The organism is Streptomyces sp. NPDC016677 (assembly GCF_055562815.1).
The window spans coordinates 341,967-357,911 of the sequence record NZ_JBVHEO010000002.1 but is presented as its reverse complement, the minus strand read 5'-3'; the positions used below and the strand labels follow the sequence as shown (position 1 = coordinate 357,911).

The 15,945-nt window shown below is 74.4% G+C and carries 13 protein-coding genes; 5 read left to right on the top strand and 8 right to left on the bottom strand.

Annotated elements, in window-relative coordinates; genetic code table 11:
* The first annotated feature begins 142 nt into the window (after nt 1-142).
* The 5 genes from ACZ3IG_RS06955 to ACZ3IG_RS06935 all read left to right on the top strand — a co-directional run bounded on the left by ACZ3IG_RS06955 (nt 143) and on the right by ACZ3IG_RS06935 (nt 6,380).
* Nucleotides 143-1,387: a hypothetical protein gene (locus ACZ3IG_RS06955; RefSeq protein WP_467429716.1), complete on the top strand. Its 1,245-nt coding sequence runs from the start codon at nt 143-145 to the stop codon at nt 1,385-1,387.
* A 190-nt stretch (nt 1,388-1,577) separates the two neighbouring features.
* Nucleotides 1,578-3,815 carry a glycoside hydrolase family 9 protein gene (locus tag ACZ3IG_RS06950; protein ID WP_467429714.1) on the top strand — a complete coding sequence of 746 codons (2,238 nt, stop codon included), beginning with the start codon at nt 1,578-1,580 and terminating at the stop codon, nt 3,813-3,815.
* Nucleotides 3,816-3,904: 89 nt separating this feature from the next.
* A complete protein-coding gene (locus tag ACZ3IG_RS06945; protein ID WP_215166918.1) occupies nt 3,905-4,153 on the top strand; it encodes a hypothetical protein in 249 nt (82 codons plus the stop codon).
* A 3-nt stretch (nt 4,154-4,156) separates the two neighbouring features.
* Entirely contained in the window at nt 4,157-4,534 is a 378-nt protein-coding gene (locus ACZ3IG_RS06940) for a toxin Doc (RefSeq protein WP_215166919.1), read from the top strand.
* 247 nt (nt 4,535-4,781) lie between these two features.
* Nucleotides 4,782-6,380: an RICIN domain-containing protein gene (locus ACZ3IG_RS06935; RefSeq protein WP_467429711.1), complete on the top strand. Its 1,599-nt coding sequence runs from the start codon at nt 4,782-4,784 to the stop codon at nt 6,378-6,380.
* Between the two features lie 139 nt (nt 6,381-6,519).
* On the opposite strand, the gene ACZ3IG_RS06930 is transcribed toward ACZ3IG_RS06935, so the two are convergent.
* The 8 genes from ACZ3IG_RS06930 to ACZ3IG_RS06895 form a co-directional block, all read right to left on the bottom strand.
* Nucleotides 6,520-6,759 (bottom strand): CDGSH iron-sulfur domain-containing protein, encoded by a 240-nt coding sequence (locus ACZ3IG_RS06930; protein ID WP_467429710.1) that lies wholly within the window; start codon nt 6,757-6,759, stop codon nt 6,520-6,522.
* A complete protein-coding gene (locus ACZ3IG_RS06925; protein WP_467429708.1) occupies nt 6,740-7,393 on the bottom strand; it encodes a HemK2/MTQ2 family protein methyltransferase in 654 nt (217 codons plus the stop codon). Before ACZ3IG_RS06925 ends, ACZ3IG_RS06930 begins: the two co-directional genes overlap by 20 nt.
* Nucleotides 7,394-7,414: 21 nt before the next feature.
* The gene (locus ACZ3IG_RS06920; protein ID WP_467429707.1) at nt 7,415-8,428 is read right to left on the bottom strand and encodes an iron-containing redox enzyme family protein; all 1,014 of its coding nucleotides are present in this window, start codon (nt 8,426-8,428) and stop codon (nt 7,415-7,417) included.
* Between the two features lie 220 nt (nt 8,429-8,648).
* Nucleotides 8,649-8,831, bottom strand: a complete 183-nt coding sequence (locus ACZ3IG_RS06915; RefSeq protein ID WP_467429706.1) for a hypothetical protein — start codon at nt 8,829-8,831, stop codon at nt 8,649-8,651.
* A 42-nt stretch (nt 8,832-8,873) separates the two neighbouring features.
* Nucleotides 8,874-9,911, bottom strand: coding sequence for a Ppx/GppA family phosphatase (locus tag ACZ3IG_RS06910; protein ID WP_467429704.1), 1,038 nt, complete (start codon nt 9,909-9,911; stop codon nt 8,874-8,876).
* A gap of 79 nt (nt 9,912-9,990) precedes the next feature.
* Nucleotides 9,991-12,828, bottom strand: coding sequence for an NHLP bacteriocin export ABC transporter permease/ATPase subunit (locus ACZ3IG_RS06905; RefSeq protein ID WP_467429703.1), 2,838 nt, complete (start codon nt 12,826-12,828; stop codon nt 9,991-9,993).
* A gap of 1 nt (nt 12,829) precedes the next feature.
* On the bottom strand, nt 12,830-15,052 hold the full coding sequence (locus ACZ3IG_RS06900; RefSeq protein WP_467429702.1) for an NHLP family bacteriocin export ABC transporter peptidase/permease/ATPase subunit: 2,223 nt from the start codon (nt 15,050-15,052) through the stop codon (nt 12,830-12,832).
* Nucleotides 15,049-15,855 carry a hypothetical protein gene (locus ACZ3IG_RS06895; protein WP_467429700.1) on the bottom strand — a complete coding sequence of 269 codons (807 nt, stop codon included), beginning with the start codon at nt 15,853-15,855 and terminating at the stop codon, nt 15,049-15,051. The genes ACZ3IG_RS06900 and ACZ3IG_RS06895 overlap by 4 nt, the downstream gene beginning before the upstream one ends.
* Between the last annotated feature and the right edge of the window lie 90 nt (nt 15,856-15,945).

The window sequence follows — 15,945 nt, the reverse complement described above, 5'->3', positions numbered from 1 at the left end:
GGGGGCAGGGCGGGTGTGCGCCGGGGGACGCACGGGGCGCACGGGTCGTACGAGGGGGCCGACCATCCCTTCACGCGGCTCCCGGTCCGGGCCCACGGCCGTCACCGGCCCGGGACACCGACTCGCGAGGGGGAACCCGCTCATGCGCAGCAGATGGGGAACGGCCGCCGCAGCCCTGACCGTCGCGGCCGCCGCGTCCGTCGCGGTACTGCCGGCACCCGCGACGGCGCACACCGCGCCGTGGCAGGGCAAGCACGGCCACCACCCGAAGACCCACAACGTCAGACTCACCCAGGGCGCGGACGCCGAGTCCGGGGCCCCGTCCCTGAGCGCCGACGGACGGTACGCCGTGTTCGTGTCGGAGGCGTCCAACCTGGTCCGCGGGGACACCAACGGCGTCGCCGACGTCTTCCTGCGGGACCTGAGGACCGGCCGCACCCAGCGCGTCAGCACGGACGCCGAGGGCAGGCAGTCCGCGCACGGCGCCACCTACGGGGCCATCAGCGCCGGTGGCCGGCACGTCGTCTTCATCTCGGCCGCGCCCGACCTGATCCCGGGCGAGACGCACGACAAACGGTCGGTCTACTGGCGTGACCTGCGCACCGGGAAGCTCAGGTACGTCGGCAACGAGATCACGGGCAACACGGCGCACGCGCGGGACGCCTCCGTCAGCGCGGACGGCCGGTACGTCGCCTACGAGTCGAGCGACGCGGTGCCCAAACCGGGCCGGGGCGTCGCCGTCCGCGACATGCGCACCGGGGAGCTGACGGTCCATCCGTACCTCGGGGTCCTGTCGTACGGGCCCTCCCTCAGCGACGACGGGCGTGTGCTGGTGTACACGAACGGCCAGTACTACCGCCCGTTCAACGACGTCAAGGTGGCCGACGCCCGCACGGGGGAGTACCGGTCGGCGTACCTGACTCCCGAGGGCGTCCGCGGCAACGGCGACGTGAGCGACGGCCGGGTCAGCGGCAACGGCCGTTACGTCTCGTTCAGTTCGGCCGCCACCGACCTCGGTCCCGAGGACGCCAACGGCGCTGGGTACAACGTCTTCGTCCGTGACCTGCGCACCGGTGCGCTGCGGATCGTCGAGGCACCCGACCCGTCCCTGTGGACCCTGGACGGAAGGCTGAGCCGCGACGGCCGGTACCTGCTCTTCCGGGCCGCGACCAACTGGTCGGACGGCTCCTGGTACCTGCGGGACCTGCGCACCGGCCGCACCACGCCCGCCGTCACCGACGTCTCGGGCCGGCCGGCCGAGGCGCTCGTCGGCGACCAGCCGCTGGACGCCCGCGCGCGCACGGTCGCCTTCTCCTCCGAGGCCGAGCGCCTGGCCCGGGGCCCGCGGAGCGCGGGCGCGGACGCGTACGTACGCCGCATCCGCTGAGGGACCGCCGGGACGGCCCCGCTGAGGCCGCTGCGGCGGGGGAGGCGACGGTCCGGAGGGAACGTGTTCCGTCCGGACCGTTGACGCGGTGTCATGGCTCCAACAAACATGGTCGGCGTCCGTCCTTGGGAGCGCTCCCACGCCGTCGCGCGGGGAGTGTCGCCCGTACCTCCCCCCGAGGAGCCCAGACGTGAGAAGACGCAGCACCGTCCTCGTGCCCCTGACCGCCCTGCTGGCGGCGGCCCTCACCGCGCTGCCCGCGGGCCCGGCGGGCGCCGAGGAGACCGAGCAGGTCAGGAACGGCACGTTCGACGACGGCACCGAGCCCTGGTGGACGACCGGCAACCTGACCGCCGCCGTGGACGACGGGCGGCTGTGCGCCGACGTCCCCGGCGGCACCGCCAACCGCTGGGACGCGATCGTCGGCCAGAACGCCATCCCGCTCGTGGCGGGGGAGACGTATCGTTTCTCCTTCCGTGCGAGCGGCACGCCCGGCGGGCACGCGGTCCGGGCCCTGGTCGGGCTCGCGGTCGAGCCGTACGACGCCTACTACGAGGTCAGCCCGCAGCCGAGCGTCTCCGGCGACAGCTACTCCTACACCTTCACCGCGCCCGCCGGCACCGCCCAGGGCCAGGTCGCCTTCCAGGTCGGCGGGAGCGCCGAGCCGTGGCGGTTCTGCGTGGACGACGTGTCCCTGCTGGGCGGGGTGCCCCCGGAGCCGTACGAGCCCGACACCGGGCCGCGGGTCCGGGTCAACCAGGTCGCCTACCTGCCGGACGGGCCGAAGAACGCCACCCTCGTCACCGACGCGACCGGCGCGCTGCCCTGGCGGCTCACGGACGCCGGCGGCGCGGTGGTCGCCCGCGGCCGGACCGTGCCGCGCGGCACCGACGCCTCCTCCGGGCAGAACGTCCACTCCATCGACTTCGGCCGCTACGGCAAGCGCGGCACCGGCCTCACCCTGGTCGCCGACGGCGAGACCAGCCGCCCCTTCGACATCGGCACGGCCGCCTACGAGCGGCTGCGCACCGACGCCGCGAAGTTCTACTACACCCAGCGCAGCGGCCTCGCGATCCGCGACGACCTGCGTCCCGGCTACGCCCGCCCCGCCGGGCACGTGGGCGTCGCGCCCAACCAGGGCGACACCGACGTGCCCTGCCAGCCGGGTGTCTGCGACTACCGCCTCGACGTCTCCGGCGGCTGGTACGACGCCGGCGACCACGGCAAGTACGTCGTCAACGGCGGCATCTCGGTGTGGGAGCTGCTGAGCACCTACGAGCGCGCGCTGCACACGCGGGGAGCCGAACGCTTCCGTGACGGCACCCTCGCCATTCCGGAGAGCGGCAACAACGTGCCCGACCTGCTCGACGAGGTCCGCTGGGAGCTGGACTTCCTGCTGAGGATGCAGGTCCCCGAGGGGCAGCCGCTGGCGGGCATGGCCCACCACAAGGTCCACGACGAGCAGTGGACGGGCCTGCCCCTGCTGCCCAGCGACGACCCGCAGCAGCGCGAACTCCACCCGCCGACCACCGCGGCCACCCTCAACCTCGCCGCCACCGCCGCCCAGGCGGCCCGCCTCTACAAGCCGTACGACCGCGCCTTCGCCGCGCGGGCCCTGGCGGCCGCCCGCACGGCGTGGGCGGCGGCGCTCGCCCACCCCGAGGTGTACGCCGACGAGAACGACGGCGTCGGCGGCGGCGCCTACCCCGACCGGGACGTGCGGGACGAGTTCTACTGGGCGGCGGCCGAGCTGTACCTCACCACCGGCGAGAAGGACTTCCGGGACCACGTGCTCGCCTCACCGGTCCACACCGCCGACATCTTCGGCCCGATCGGCTTCGACTGGGCCCGCACCGCCGCCGCGGCCCGCCTGGACCTGGCGACTGTGCCGAGCCGGCTCCCCGGCCGGGACGCCGTCCGCCGCTCCGTCGTCCAGGGCGCCGACCGCTATCTGGCCACCCTGGACGCCCACCCCTACGGGATGCCGTACGCCCCCGGGAACAACGTCTACGACTGGGGCTCCAGCCACCAGGTCCTCAACAACGCGGTCGTGCTCGCCACGGCCCACGACCTCACCGGCGCCGCGAAGTACCGGGACGGCGCCCTGCAGAGCATGGACTACATCCTGGGCCGCAACGCGCTGAACATCTCCTACGTCACCGGCTACGGAGAGGTCAGCGCACACCACCAGCACAGCCGCTGGTACGCCCGCCAGCTCGACCCGGCGCTCCCCGACCCGCCGGCCGGCACGCTCTCCGGCGGTCCGAACTCCAGCATCCAGGACCCCGTGGCCCAGGCGAAACTCCAGGGCTGCGTCGGCCAGTTCTGCTACATCGACGACATCCAGTCCTGGTCGACCAACGAGACCACCATCAACTGGAACGCCGCGCTGGCCCGCATGGCGGCCTTCGTGGCCGACCAGGGCTGAACCGGTCTCCCACCCCCGGCGGTACCGCCCGGAGCCCATTCTGACCTGGCAGTATTTACGGGTCAGTACCCGAGCGGTACCGTGGGGGCATGCCAGCCTTGAACGTGGAGTTCAGTGACCGCGAACTCGAGGACCTGCGTCAGATCGCCAAGGAGCGCGGTACGTCGATGAAGGCCCTGGTCCGAGAAGCCGCCGCCGCCGACATCGCGCGGCACCGGGCGCTCCAGGAAGGCGCGGAGGCGTTCCGCCGGTTCTTCCAGGGGCACGCCGAGGAGTTCGCCGCCGCCTTCCCCGACGACGAGCCGCCGCCCGCCCGGGGCGAGGGACGGGCCGCCTGACGCATGGCCTCCGTTCTCCACATCGACGTGCCCTGGCTGCTCCAGCGCCACGAGGAAGTGCTCCCGGACCAGCCCGTCGTCAACGACTTCTCCGCCCTGGTCGCCGCCGTCGCCCGGCACCGGGTCGACCCGCCCCGCCTCGGCGTGGACTCCGACCCGGCCTGGCGGGCCGCCGCCCTGCTGCACACCCTCGCCGTGCTCAAGCCGCTGCCCTCGGCCAACGCCCGGTTCGCCTGCGCGACCGCCGTGGCCTACATGTTCGTCAGCGGCGCCGGCATCGATCCGCCCTACGGCGCGCTGGTCGACCTGGCCCGCGATCTGATGTCCGGCAAGGCCGACATCTACCGCGCGGCCGACCGGCTGCGCTCCTGGCAGATATGACGCCGGGGCCGGGATCGGGGCTGAATCCCGGACGGCGTCGGGGCCGGCGTCGGGGCTGACTTTCTTTCAAGTGTGCAGGTTTTCCAAGTGCCTTGTTGGCATTCTGTGTTCGTGCCAGAGTGATGCCCCCGTGCGGGGGGTGACGGCCGGGTGACGCACGCGCCCTGATGGACCGGGTCCGCTTCACCGTCGGTGCGCGCTCCCCCGCTGTCGGCATTCGCCTGCGCGTGGGAAGGAAAACCCCTCAGTGCCCACCCCTCGTACCCCTCGTCCGCTCCGGCCCCCGTCCGGCGGAGACCCGGGGGAGTCCGACGACGTCCTCGCCGCCAGACTGCGGGAGCGTCCGGAGAACCTGGCCGCCTCCGCCGCCGCGCTGCTCACCGCACGGCACTGGCGGCCGGCGCACGACTACGCCGCCATCTGCCTCGCCACCCCGGCGGACGTCGCCGCCATGGTCACCGCCGCCGCCTTCCGCAAGATCCTGGACCGGCTCGCCCAGGGCGACCCCGCCGCGGCCCTGCGCCCCCGGCTCCTGGTGGCCGTGCGCGACACGGTCCGGCAGTGGTCCGCCGACGACCGGATATCCGCGACCCTGCCGGAACTGCTCAAACCGGCGGGCGGACGCGGCATGCGCACCGCCAGGTCGCTGATCCCGGAGAACCGGACGCTGGCCGCGCGGGCCTTCGAGTCGCTCCCGGCGACCGCCCGCTGTCTGCTGTGGCACACGGAGGTCGAGGCCGAGCCCGTCAGCGTCCCGGCCGGCCTGCTGGGCCTGGACCACGACACGGCGTCGGCGGCGCTGGCACAGGCGCGGGAACACTTCCGCGAGGCGTGTGTGCGCGCCCACCAGCAGTTCGCGCCCACCCGGGACTGCCGGTTCCACAACCGCCTCCTCGACGTCCCGATCCGCCGGGGCACCGAACTGCTCCCGGACGTCCGCGAACACCTGGACCGGTGCCGGCACTGCCGGCACGCGGCCGAACAGCTCGCCCTGGCCGAGACCGGACCGGCGACCCTCATCGCCGAAGCCGTACTGGGCTGGGGCGCCCGCCGCTACCTGGACTCCCGGCCCGGCCGCGCCGCCTCCGGCCCCCGCCCCGGGGACACCGCCCGGCACCGCGGCGCCCGCACCGGCCTGCTGGCCCGGATGCCCGTGCGCCGCCCGCGCTCGGCCGGGTCGGTGCTGCGCGGCGTCGGCGCCGCCTCGGCCGGTGTCCTGATGACCGCGCTGGTCATCAACTCCTGGAGCTACGACGGCAGCAGCGCGGGACCGGCCGCCTCCACCGGCGTCGCCGGCCACGAGCCCTCCGCCTCGGCGCCCGCCGCGCCCGCGCCCACCGAGGCCGCCGGACCGCCCTCCGCACCGGTCGGCACCCGGCTGCGCAACGAGGCCGCCGGGCTGTGCCTGGACGTCCCCGGCGTGCCGAGGGCCGGGGCGGGCGCCCGGCTGACGGCCTGCTCGTCGCGGTGGACCCAGCAGTGGACGTACGAGGACGACGGGCTGCTGCGGTCGGTGGCCGACCCCGGGCTGTGCCTGGACTCGCGGGCGGACGCCGGCGTCGTCGTCCTGGGCACCTGCGCCGACGAGGGCACCGCGCGGGGCCACGACGTGCGCTACGCCCTGACCACGGACGACGAACTGGTGCTCCGCCGGGACCCGCAGCTCGCCCTCGCCGTCACCGCCGCCGAGCCGGGCGCCGACCTCGTGGTCAAGGTGCGCGACAACTCCACCGGACAGCGCTGGCGGACCGACCCGGCCCCGACCTCCCCGACGCGCTCCGGGGCGGCGTCGGCCGCCCGGCGGGGGGACCCGGCGGCGCGTTCCGTCGGACTGGCCGGCAGCTGATCACCCGGTCCCCCGTCGTCCCGGCCGTACTGGTGTGACGCGTCGTGCGGGGGCCTCCCGGGACCCGGGAGCGGGCACGCCGGGAGACCCGACGCGGTGGCGTGCGAGGCGGGCCGGGAGGAGCCGCCGCGCTCCCGGTTCAGTCCCGCCGTGCCGCGCCGTCGGCCGGGGCCTCGGCGGGCTGCCGGCGGGCGCGGTGGCTGGTGTCGCACCACGGAAAGCGGCGGCTGCGGCGGCAGGTGCACAGGGCGACGCGGAAGCGGTCGGAGGAGACCGTCGTGCCGTCCTCCAGCTCGATCTCCACCGGGCCCTCCACCAGCAGGGGACCCCGGCGCTGGACCGTGATCCGGCGGGGGGTGTCAGACGGGGAGTTCGGCACGGACGACCACCAGCTCTTCCTCGTTGTCGGTCGCGGACAGCAGACCCCGCCGCCGCAGCCAGGCCTCCCGGCCGCGCAGCACCGGCCCGAAGGCGATCCGGCGCCGCCGGGTGACCGCGGCCTTGAGGCCGGCGGCCCGCAGGTGTCCGACGGTGCCGTCGGGGTCGCTGAACGCCGACTGCACCAGCAGCAGCACGCCGCCGGGCCGCAGCCGCGCGGGCGCCTGCCGGCAGATCCGGTCCAGGTGCAGCCGGCCGTCGTGGCCCGCCTCCCAGGCGCGGGCCGCGCCCCGCGGCCGTCGCGGCCCGGCGGGCGAGGGCACGTACGGCGGGTTGGCCAGGATCAGGTCGAAGGTCTCGCCCAGCACGGGGGTGAACAGGTTGCCGTGCCGCACCCGGACCGGCAGCCCGGCCCGCGCGGCGTTCAGCCGGGCCGTGCACACCGCCCGCCAGGACACGTCCACCGCGGTGACCCGGGCGCCCCGGCGGGCGGCGGCCAGCGCCAGCGCCCCGCTCCCGGTGCACACGTCGAGGACGTCCGCGCCGGCGGTGAGCGGCTCGTCGTTCAGGGCGTCGGACAGCAGTGCCGTGTCTTCTTGCGGGGCGTACACACCCGGCAGCACCAAGGGACTCACGCGTCCCGGGTACCCCACGGGTCAGGAAGTATGGGCCACGGCCGCCGTCAGCGGAGTGCGCAGGGACGAGCGGCCCGCCCGCCACTCGGTGAGCAGCCGGGCGGCGAGGAGGTCCTCGACGTGTCCGGTGGCGTCGATGCCGAACACCACGTCGGGGGCGAGGTGCGGCTCCTGCTCCAGCAGACCGCCGATCACCTCGTGGCGGACGACCTGCTCATGGACCGCGTCGGCCTCGACGTGCTCGTCGTAGAAGTGCTCGGCGGCCGGTCCGGCGCCGGTGCGGCGCATCGCCTCGGCCAGCCGCCGGGAGCCGGGCGAGGAGGTGATCTCGACGGCCGCGAAGTGGCCCACGAGGGCGCCGCGCAGGGACCGGTGCAGTCCGAACAGGGACATCATGTTCACGGTGGCCAGCGTCTCCGCGGACGCCGCGTCCAGATAGCGCCCGTACGCGGTGTCCAGGCCCAGGTCGGTCATCAGGTCGGCGAACAGCCGGGCGTGCACGCGGTCGGCGCGTCCGCCGCCGTACTCGTCGTACTCCACGGCCGCCATCCCCGCCTTGGCTCGTCCCCACAGCCGGGGCAGCACCCAGGCGTGCGGGTCGGCCTCCTTCAGGTGGTACAGGGAGCGCTGGGCGGCGTACTCGCGCAGGTGCCACAGCTCGCCCTTGTCGCGCAGGAAGTGGGTGACTCCGGTGCCGTCCACCGGCTCGACCAGCAGGTCGCCGATCGCGTCCTCGACGGTGTCGTGGACGCGGGTGCCGGCCCGCAGGGCGGCCAGGAAGCGGCCCTCCAGCGCGGCGCGGAAGCGGAGCAGGGCGGGGTCCCACTCCTTCTCGGCGTCCACTCCGGCGAAGCCGCGGTAGTGCAGCTCGTAGCACTGGTAGAGGGCGAGCTGGAGGTCGTCGCCCCAGGCCGGGACGGACTCCACGGTCTCGGCCCGGGGGAGGGGGCCGGTGCCCCGCAGGTGATCCCGGACGGCCGCGGAGAGGGGACCCCGGGGGGACGGCAGCAATGGTTCTTCGCGGTCGGTGTGCATGGGGTGCCGGGTACCCGGGAGGGCGGCCGGCATCCCCGCCGGGGGCGGGGGTCTGATCGTCGTGGGGCGGCTGCGGACGCGGTGGGGGGCTTGTCGCGCCGTTCCCCGCCCCCGTACGGCACCGCGGCCCGGGCGTTCACCGGTTCAGCGCCTCAGGGGCGAAGGAGAGCCGCGCGACCGGCCACGGCGACTCGCGGCCGCCCCGCCACGGTCGGGCCCCTCAGTCGCGCTCGGACTGCTCCTGCGCCCCCGTGTTGGGCGAGATCGCGTCCCCCGCCTCGCCGCGGTGCCGCCGCTCCCGTTCCGCCTCGGGGTCGCGGGTCTCCGCCTCCTCGATCTCGCGCATGACCTCTTCCAGGGCCGTCTCGGGCTTCTCGCCGCCGTTCTCGCCGTTCTGGGTCATGAAAGCTCCTTGCCTCGAAAACTCGACACGTGCGGGTGGTGGTCAGTGCAGGGCCGCCGCGATCCGCAGCGGCACCGGGCCGCCCGGACCGGCGGACTCGTCGTTCCCTCCGCTCTGCTCGTCCCGCTCGTTCTGCCGGATGATCTCCGCCCACCAGGAGGGGCCGTCCTCGATGTGGCGCAGCAGCACCCCCTCGCGGATCGCCCAGGGGCAGACGGTCACCGTGTCCAGGCCGGTCAGTTTCATCGCGGTGTGCCCGATCACCGCGCCGGCCAGGCTCTGGGCGGCGCGCGGCGCGGAGATGCCGGGCAGCCGGGCCCGTTCGGCGGCGGGCAGCGCGGCCAGCCGGTCGATCGCCGTCCTCAGGTCGTCGCAGTGCAACTCCCGCTCCACGAACGGACCCTGGCGGCCGGGCGCGGCACCGCACAGCCGCCCCAGCTGCTGGAAGGTCCGTGAGGTGGCCACGGCGGTGCGCGGCCCCTCCCAGCGGATCCGGGCCGCCGCGTCCCGCAGCTGGTGGCGTACCCGGCGGCGCAGCGCCCGGACCGCCTCCGGCGCCGGCGGGTCCTGGTCCCCGAAGAACTCGTGGGTCAGCCGGTTCGCGCCCAGCGGCAGCGAGGCCACGAAGTCGGGCAGCCGGCCGCGGCCGAAGGCGACCTCCAGGGAGCCGCCGCCGATGTCGAGCAGCGCCAGCGGACCGGACCGCCAGCCCATCCAGCGCCGCGCGCCGAGGAAGGTCAGCTCGCCCTCCACCTCGCCCGGCAGGGTGCACAGGGCGACGCCCGTGCGGGCGCGCACGGCGCGCAGCACCTCCTGCCGGTTGGGCGCGGACCGTACCACCGCGGTCGCGAACGCCAGCGGCCCGGACGCGCCCCAGCGGGTCGCGGTCCGGCTGGCGGCGGCGACCGCCTCGACCAGTCGCTCGACCGCCTCCTCGGGAACCGGCCCTCCTGGTCTGACCTGCTCCGACAGCCGCAGCCGCCATTTGGCGGTGTGCACCGGCAGCGGTATCCCGCCCTCGGCGTCGGCCACCACCAGCCGGACCGTCTTCGACCCCACGTCCACCACGCTGATTCGCATGCTGCCGCAGGTACCCATTTACCGGGCGGATCAACGTCGTTCACCGAGAGTTGGCCTGTCGGGGCCCTTTTACGGCCGGTCAGGCCAACTGCCGCCGCACCAGTTCGCGCAGCCGGCCGCCGGTGTCCGCGAGCAGGGCGGCCGGCGGCCCCTGCTGGACGACCTTGCCGTCCTCCATGACGATCACGCGGTCGGCGTCCAGCACGGTGGACAGGCGGTGCGCGATGACGATCCGGGTGGCGTCGAGCGCCTTGGTGGACTCGATCACGGTGCGCTGCGTCGCGTTGTCCAGGGCGCTGGTCGCCTCGTCGAAGAAGAGCACCCGCGGCCGGCGGATCAGCGCCTGCGCGATCATCAGCCGCTGCCGCTGGCCCCCGGAGATCGATCCGGCGCCCGAGACGATGGTGTGCAGGCCCATCGGCATCCGCCGGATGTCGTCGGCGAGCCCGGCCATCTCGGCCGCCGCCATCGCCTCCTCGGGCGTGTACGGCTGGGTGCCGCAGATGACGTCCAGGATCGACCCGGTGAACGGCTGCGCGTGCTGGAGCACCACCCCGCACTGCCGCCGCACCGCCGACTGGTCGAGGGCGGCCAGGTCCTGACCGTCGTAGAGGACGCTGCCGGAGAGCGGGCGGTCGAAGCCGATGAGCAGTCTGAGCAGCGTGGACTTGCCGCAGCCGCTGGGGCCGACGATCGCCGTGAACTCGCCCGGCCGCACCTCGAAGGACACGTCGTCCAGCACCAGCGGACCGTCGTCGGTGTACCGGAACGACAGCCGCCGCGCCTCGATCGCCCCCGTCAGCGGGCCCGGCCGGGTGCTTCCGGTGCGCACCTCCGGGGTCGCCTCCAGCACCGGCTTGATCTCCTCGAACAGCGGCAGCGCGGCCACCGCCGACACGAACGCGCCGGTCAGCTGGGTGACCGAGGTCAGCAGCATGGTCACCGAGGTGTTGAAGGTCAGGAACTGGGCCGCCGACATCGAGCCGCGCGCCGGGCCCGCCAGCAGCATGAACATCAGCAGTGTGCACAGCGGCAGGTAGACCGCGCCGAGCACCGCGTTGAGGTTCTTGATGCGCCCGGCCTCACGCTGGAGTTCCCGGCTGCGCGCGAACTGCCCGGCCCACGCCGCGTAGGCGTAGTTCTCGGCCGCCGCCACCCGCAGCTTGGGCAGGCCGCGCAGGGTCTGGAACGCCTGGTTGTTCAGCTTGTTGCCGAGCACCACGAGCCGCCGCTGCCAGCGCACCTGCCACAGCCCCAGCCCCAGGAACACCGCCGCGACGACGGCCAGCATGCCGACCGCCGCCAGCGCCATCGGCACGCTGTACCAGAGCAGCAGCGCCAGGTTCATCACCCCGACGGTCACCGACTGGGCCACCGTCGGGCCGACCCCGGCCAGCAGCCGGCGGATCTGGCTGATGCCCATGGCGGCACTGGCCAGCTCCCCGGTGGAGCGCTCGGTGAAGAACTTCGTCGGCAGCCGCAGCAGCCGGTCCCAGACAGCGGGCTGGAGGGTGGCCTCGATCCGGCCCTCCAGGCGCAGGATGGTCAGGTTCTGCAGCAGCGTGAAGGCCGCCGCCACGACACCGCTCAGCATCACCGCCAGACAGACCTGCGCGATCAGATCGGTCCGCGCCTTCGGCACGTACTCGCCGAGCACCGTGCCGGTGGCGACCGGCACCAGCGCCCCGATCGCCACCGTGACCAGGCCGGCGAGCAGGAGACGTGCCAGATCGCCGCGGGTGCCCCGGAGGCAGAACCGCAGCAGCCGCAGCGGACTGGGCCGGCGCTCCGGCAGCGGACGGTAGAACATCACCGCGCGCGGCTCGAACTCCCCGGCGTTCGCCTTCTCCACCGGCGTGCGCCGGCCGGTCGCCGGATGCACGGCCACATACCCGCCGCGCCGCCACAACAGTGCCACCGGCGCCCCGGACAGCGCCCGGTGCCCCACCAGCGGCCCGACGTCCTCCCGCCACCAGCGCCCCTCCAGACGCACCGCCCGGGTCCGTACCCGCGAGGCCAGCGCGATCCGCTCCACCTCGTCGAGGCGGTCGCTCTCGGCGACGCCGCGCGCGGGCTCGGCGAGCGCGATCCCGGCGGCCCGGGCGACCAGCTCGCAGGCCGCGTACGTGGCGTCGGCGTCGGCGGCCGTGGCACGCGGGTGGTCCCGCTTGCCGAGGGAGGCGAGCAGGGTGCGGTCCGCCCGGGCGCGCACCGCCTCGCCGGCCTTGATGCCGGCGGCGGCGCGGGTCTCGTGGGTGCGCTCCAGCTGCTCGATCCAGCGGTCCAGGGTGGTCAGCAGCCGGTACTGCTGGTCGACCATGGACTGCCACAGCGCCGGGTCCATCAGCAGGTCGGCCGCCGCCTGGTCGCCGTAGACCGCGCCGTACTGGACGCTGCCCGGCGGGACCTGCATCCAGAACACGTCGTCGTCACCGACCGCCCCCGCCTGGTCGCCGGCCACCGGCGCCTGGAAGAGGACGGACAGGCCCCGGCCGACGCCGAGGGCGAGGGCGTACTCCAGCGGGCTCGTCGTCGGCGGTACGTACTGGGGGTTGCCGTACTCGTCGTACGACCAGGTCTGGGTGCTCGCCGGCTGGTACAGCTCACGCAGTCCGACCCTGCGCACCACGCAGTCCCGCAGCGGGCGGGCGACCAGGGTGTGCGCGGGGCCCGCGACCGGGCCGAGCAGCAGCGCGCCCGCCTCGAGGCGGCCCAGGTGGTGCCAGGTGCCCTGCTGCCGCGCGTCCACGGCGAACAGGTCGACGGCGCCCGCCGCGACCAGCCACAGCACCTGCGGCCCTTCCAGGTCCAGTCGGCCGAGCCCGGCGCAGTCGACCGGTGTGCCCAGCGCGCCCAGCGCGCCCAGGACGACGTCGCCCTCGGGGAGTCCGGGCGGTCCGGGGTGTACGGAGGTCATCTCATCGCTCCCTGACCAGCGCCGCGTAGGCGCCGCCGCGCGCCACCAGTTCCTCGTGCCGTCCGCGTTCGACGACCGTGCCCCGCGTCAGGACGACGATCTCGTCGCTGTCGCGCACCGTGCTCAGCCGGTGCGCGATCACCACGCAGGCGCAGCCCCGCCGGCGCAGGTTGTCCATGACGACCTGCTCGGTCTCCGCGTCCAGCGCGCTGGTCACCTCGTCCAGGACCAGGACGCTGGGGCGGCGCACCAGGGCCCGCGCGATCTCCAGGCGCTGGCGCTGCCCGCCGGAGAAGTTCCGGCCGTCCTGCTCGACCCGGCTGCGGACGCCGCCCGGCCGGCGCATCACGACGTCGTACAGCGCCGCGTCCTTCAGCGCCTGAACCACCGCGTCGTCGGGCACGGACGGGTCCCACAGCGCCACGTTGTCCCGGACGGTGCCCTCGAAGAGGAACACCTCCTGGTCGACGAAGGAGACGGAGGCCGCCAGCGCCCCGCGCGGGATGTCCTCCAGGCGCTGCCCGTCGATGCGGATCACGCCGTCCCACGGGGCGTACAGGCCCGAGATCAGCCGGGACACCGTGGACTTGCCGCTGCCCGAGCCGCCGACCAGCGCCACCTGCTGCCCCGGGCGGACGGTCAGGTCGAAGCCGGTGAGCAGCGGCTTGTCGAGGGGGTTGTAGCCGAAGGAGACGTTCTCCAGCTCGACGTGACCGCGCAGGCGGCGCGTCGACTCGTCCGCGCCGGGCCGGCCGTGGAGCGGATCGGCGTCGAAGTTCTCCACGTCCTTCAGCCGGGCCACGTCGGCCGCGAAGTCCTGGATGCGGCCGGCGACGCCGTTGAGCCGGGTCAGTGGCGCGGTGAAGCGGGTGACCAGCGCCTGGAAGGCGACCAGCAGGCCGACCGAGAGGTGGCCCTCCACCGCGCGCAGACCGCCGATCCACAGGATCAGCGCGCTGTTGAAGGTGGCCAGGGCCGGCGCGACCACGCCCAGCCAGGCACTGGGCACCCCCAGGCGCTGCTGCTCCTCCAGCGTGGTGGCGTGCTGCCCGGCCCACTTGCGGAAGTAGCCGTCCTCGCCGCCGGTCGCCTTCATCGTCTCGACGAGCTGGAGGCCGGTGTACGCGGTGTTGGTCAGCCGCGCCGAGTCCGCGCGCAGCTTCGCCGTGCGGGTCGCCCGCAGCTTGACCACGACCCGCATCGCCACGATGTTCAGCAGCGCCACCCCGATGCCGACGAAGGTGAGCTGCGGGTCGTAGGTGTACAGCAGCAGCGCGTACAGGACGACGACCACCGCGTCCACGCCGGCCGCCGCGAGGTCCCGGGAGAGGGTCTCGGCCACCGCGTCGTTGGACTGCAGCCGCTGCACCAGGTCGGCCGGGCTGCGCTGCGCGAAGAACGTCACCGGCAGCCGCAGCAGGTGCCGCAGGAAGCGGGCGCTGGAGAGGGTGGAGGAGATCAGCCGGCCGCGCAGCAGGTTGCCCTGCTGCAACCAGGTCAGTACCAGGGTGAGCAGCACGCACGCCGCCATGGAGGCGAACAGCACGCCCAGCAGCGAGGTCTGCCCGCCGATCAGGAACATGTCGATGTAGGTACGGCTGAGCGCGGGCACCGCCGCGCCGACCAGCACCAGCAGCAGGCTCGCCAGCACCGCCGCCGGCAGGGTGCCGGCGGTGCCGCGCAGCCGGGCCGGCATCGCGCCGAGCACGCCGGGCCTGCGTCCGCCCGTGCTGAAGCCGGGGCCGGGCTCCATGGTCAGGACGACGCCGGTGAAGGAGCCGTCGAACTCCTCCAGGGTGACGAACCGGCGTCCCTTGCCGGGGTCGTTGACGAAGACGCCCCGGCGGCCGAAGCGGCGGCCCATGCCGTCGTAGACGACGTAGTGGTTGAACTCCCAGAACAGCACGGCGGGGGCCGCGACCTCGGCGAGGGCGGCCAGGTCCATCTGCATGCCCTTGGCGGTCAGGCCGTAACTCCGCGCCGCCTTCAGGAGGTTGCTGGCGCGCGAGCCGTCGCGGGAGACGCCGCAGGCGATGCGCAGCTCCTCCAGCGGGACGTACCGGCCGTAGTGGCCGAGGACCATCGCGAGCGAGGCGGCGCCGCACTCCACGGCCTCCATCTGGAGCACCGTGGGCGTACGGACCGTCTTCGTCCGGCTCCTGGGCACCTTGCGCCCGGGCGGGGCGGCGCGGCGGCGGCCCCGGCGTTCGGTGGTGGCGCTCATGGCAGCAGCCAGTCGACGGGGTGCTGGTCGGCCAGCCGCACCGAACCGGTGGCCAGGGTCATCGAGGACAGGCGAAACGGCGGCCCCTCGGCGGACGACCAGGCGTAACCGCTCTTCGTCGCCGAGGACGTGTCGAGGCTGACGGTGACGGCGACCGGCCTGCCGTCCTCGGTGAACTGCTCGCCGAGCTGGCCGTCGCCGAGGAAGGCGGCGATCTGCGACGCGGACTGGGCGGCCCGGTCCACGGAGGTGACATGCCCGCGCAGGACGCCGTACTCCTGGGTCGGCACCGACTGCACGGTCAGGTCGACGGCGGCGTGCGCGGGGATGGCGGCGGCGCTCTCGGCGGGCACGTACACCGTGGCGTAGAGAGGGTCGTCGGCGTGCGCGACCTTCTCCACGGCGGCCACGTCCGCGCCGGTCCGGATGATCTGGCCGACGGTGGCGGCGAGCGCGCTGACCCGGCCCGCGTCCACGGTGCGCACGACGGTCTCGCCCTGGGCGGTACGGACCCTGAGGACGGGCGCGCCGGCGCCCAGCCGCTGCCCCTGCTTCGCCATGACGGCGGTGACCTGCCCGGCGACCGGGCTCTGGAGCAGATAACTGCCCTGGTTGTGCGTGAGGACGGCCGGCGCGTCGACCGTGGAGGCCACCGAGCCGGTCACGGCCCATACGGAGGCGGCCGCCATCGCGAGCACGGTGACGGACAGCACCAGCCAGCCCTGGGGACGGGCGAAGCGCACGGGGAGGTCAAGCTCCTCCGGCGACTGGAGCTTGGCGAGGGCCTGTTGGCGGAACTGCACGGGAGATGTCCAGGTTTCCGGTTTCCGGGTTTCCCGGGGGAGGGCTTCCGGGGGGAGGGGACGCCGAAGAGTCCCGGAGCCGGGGATGCG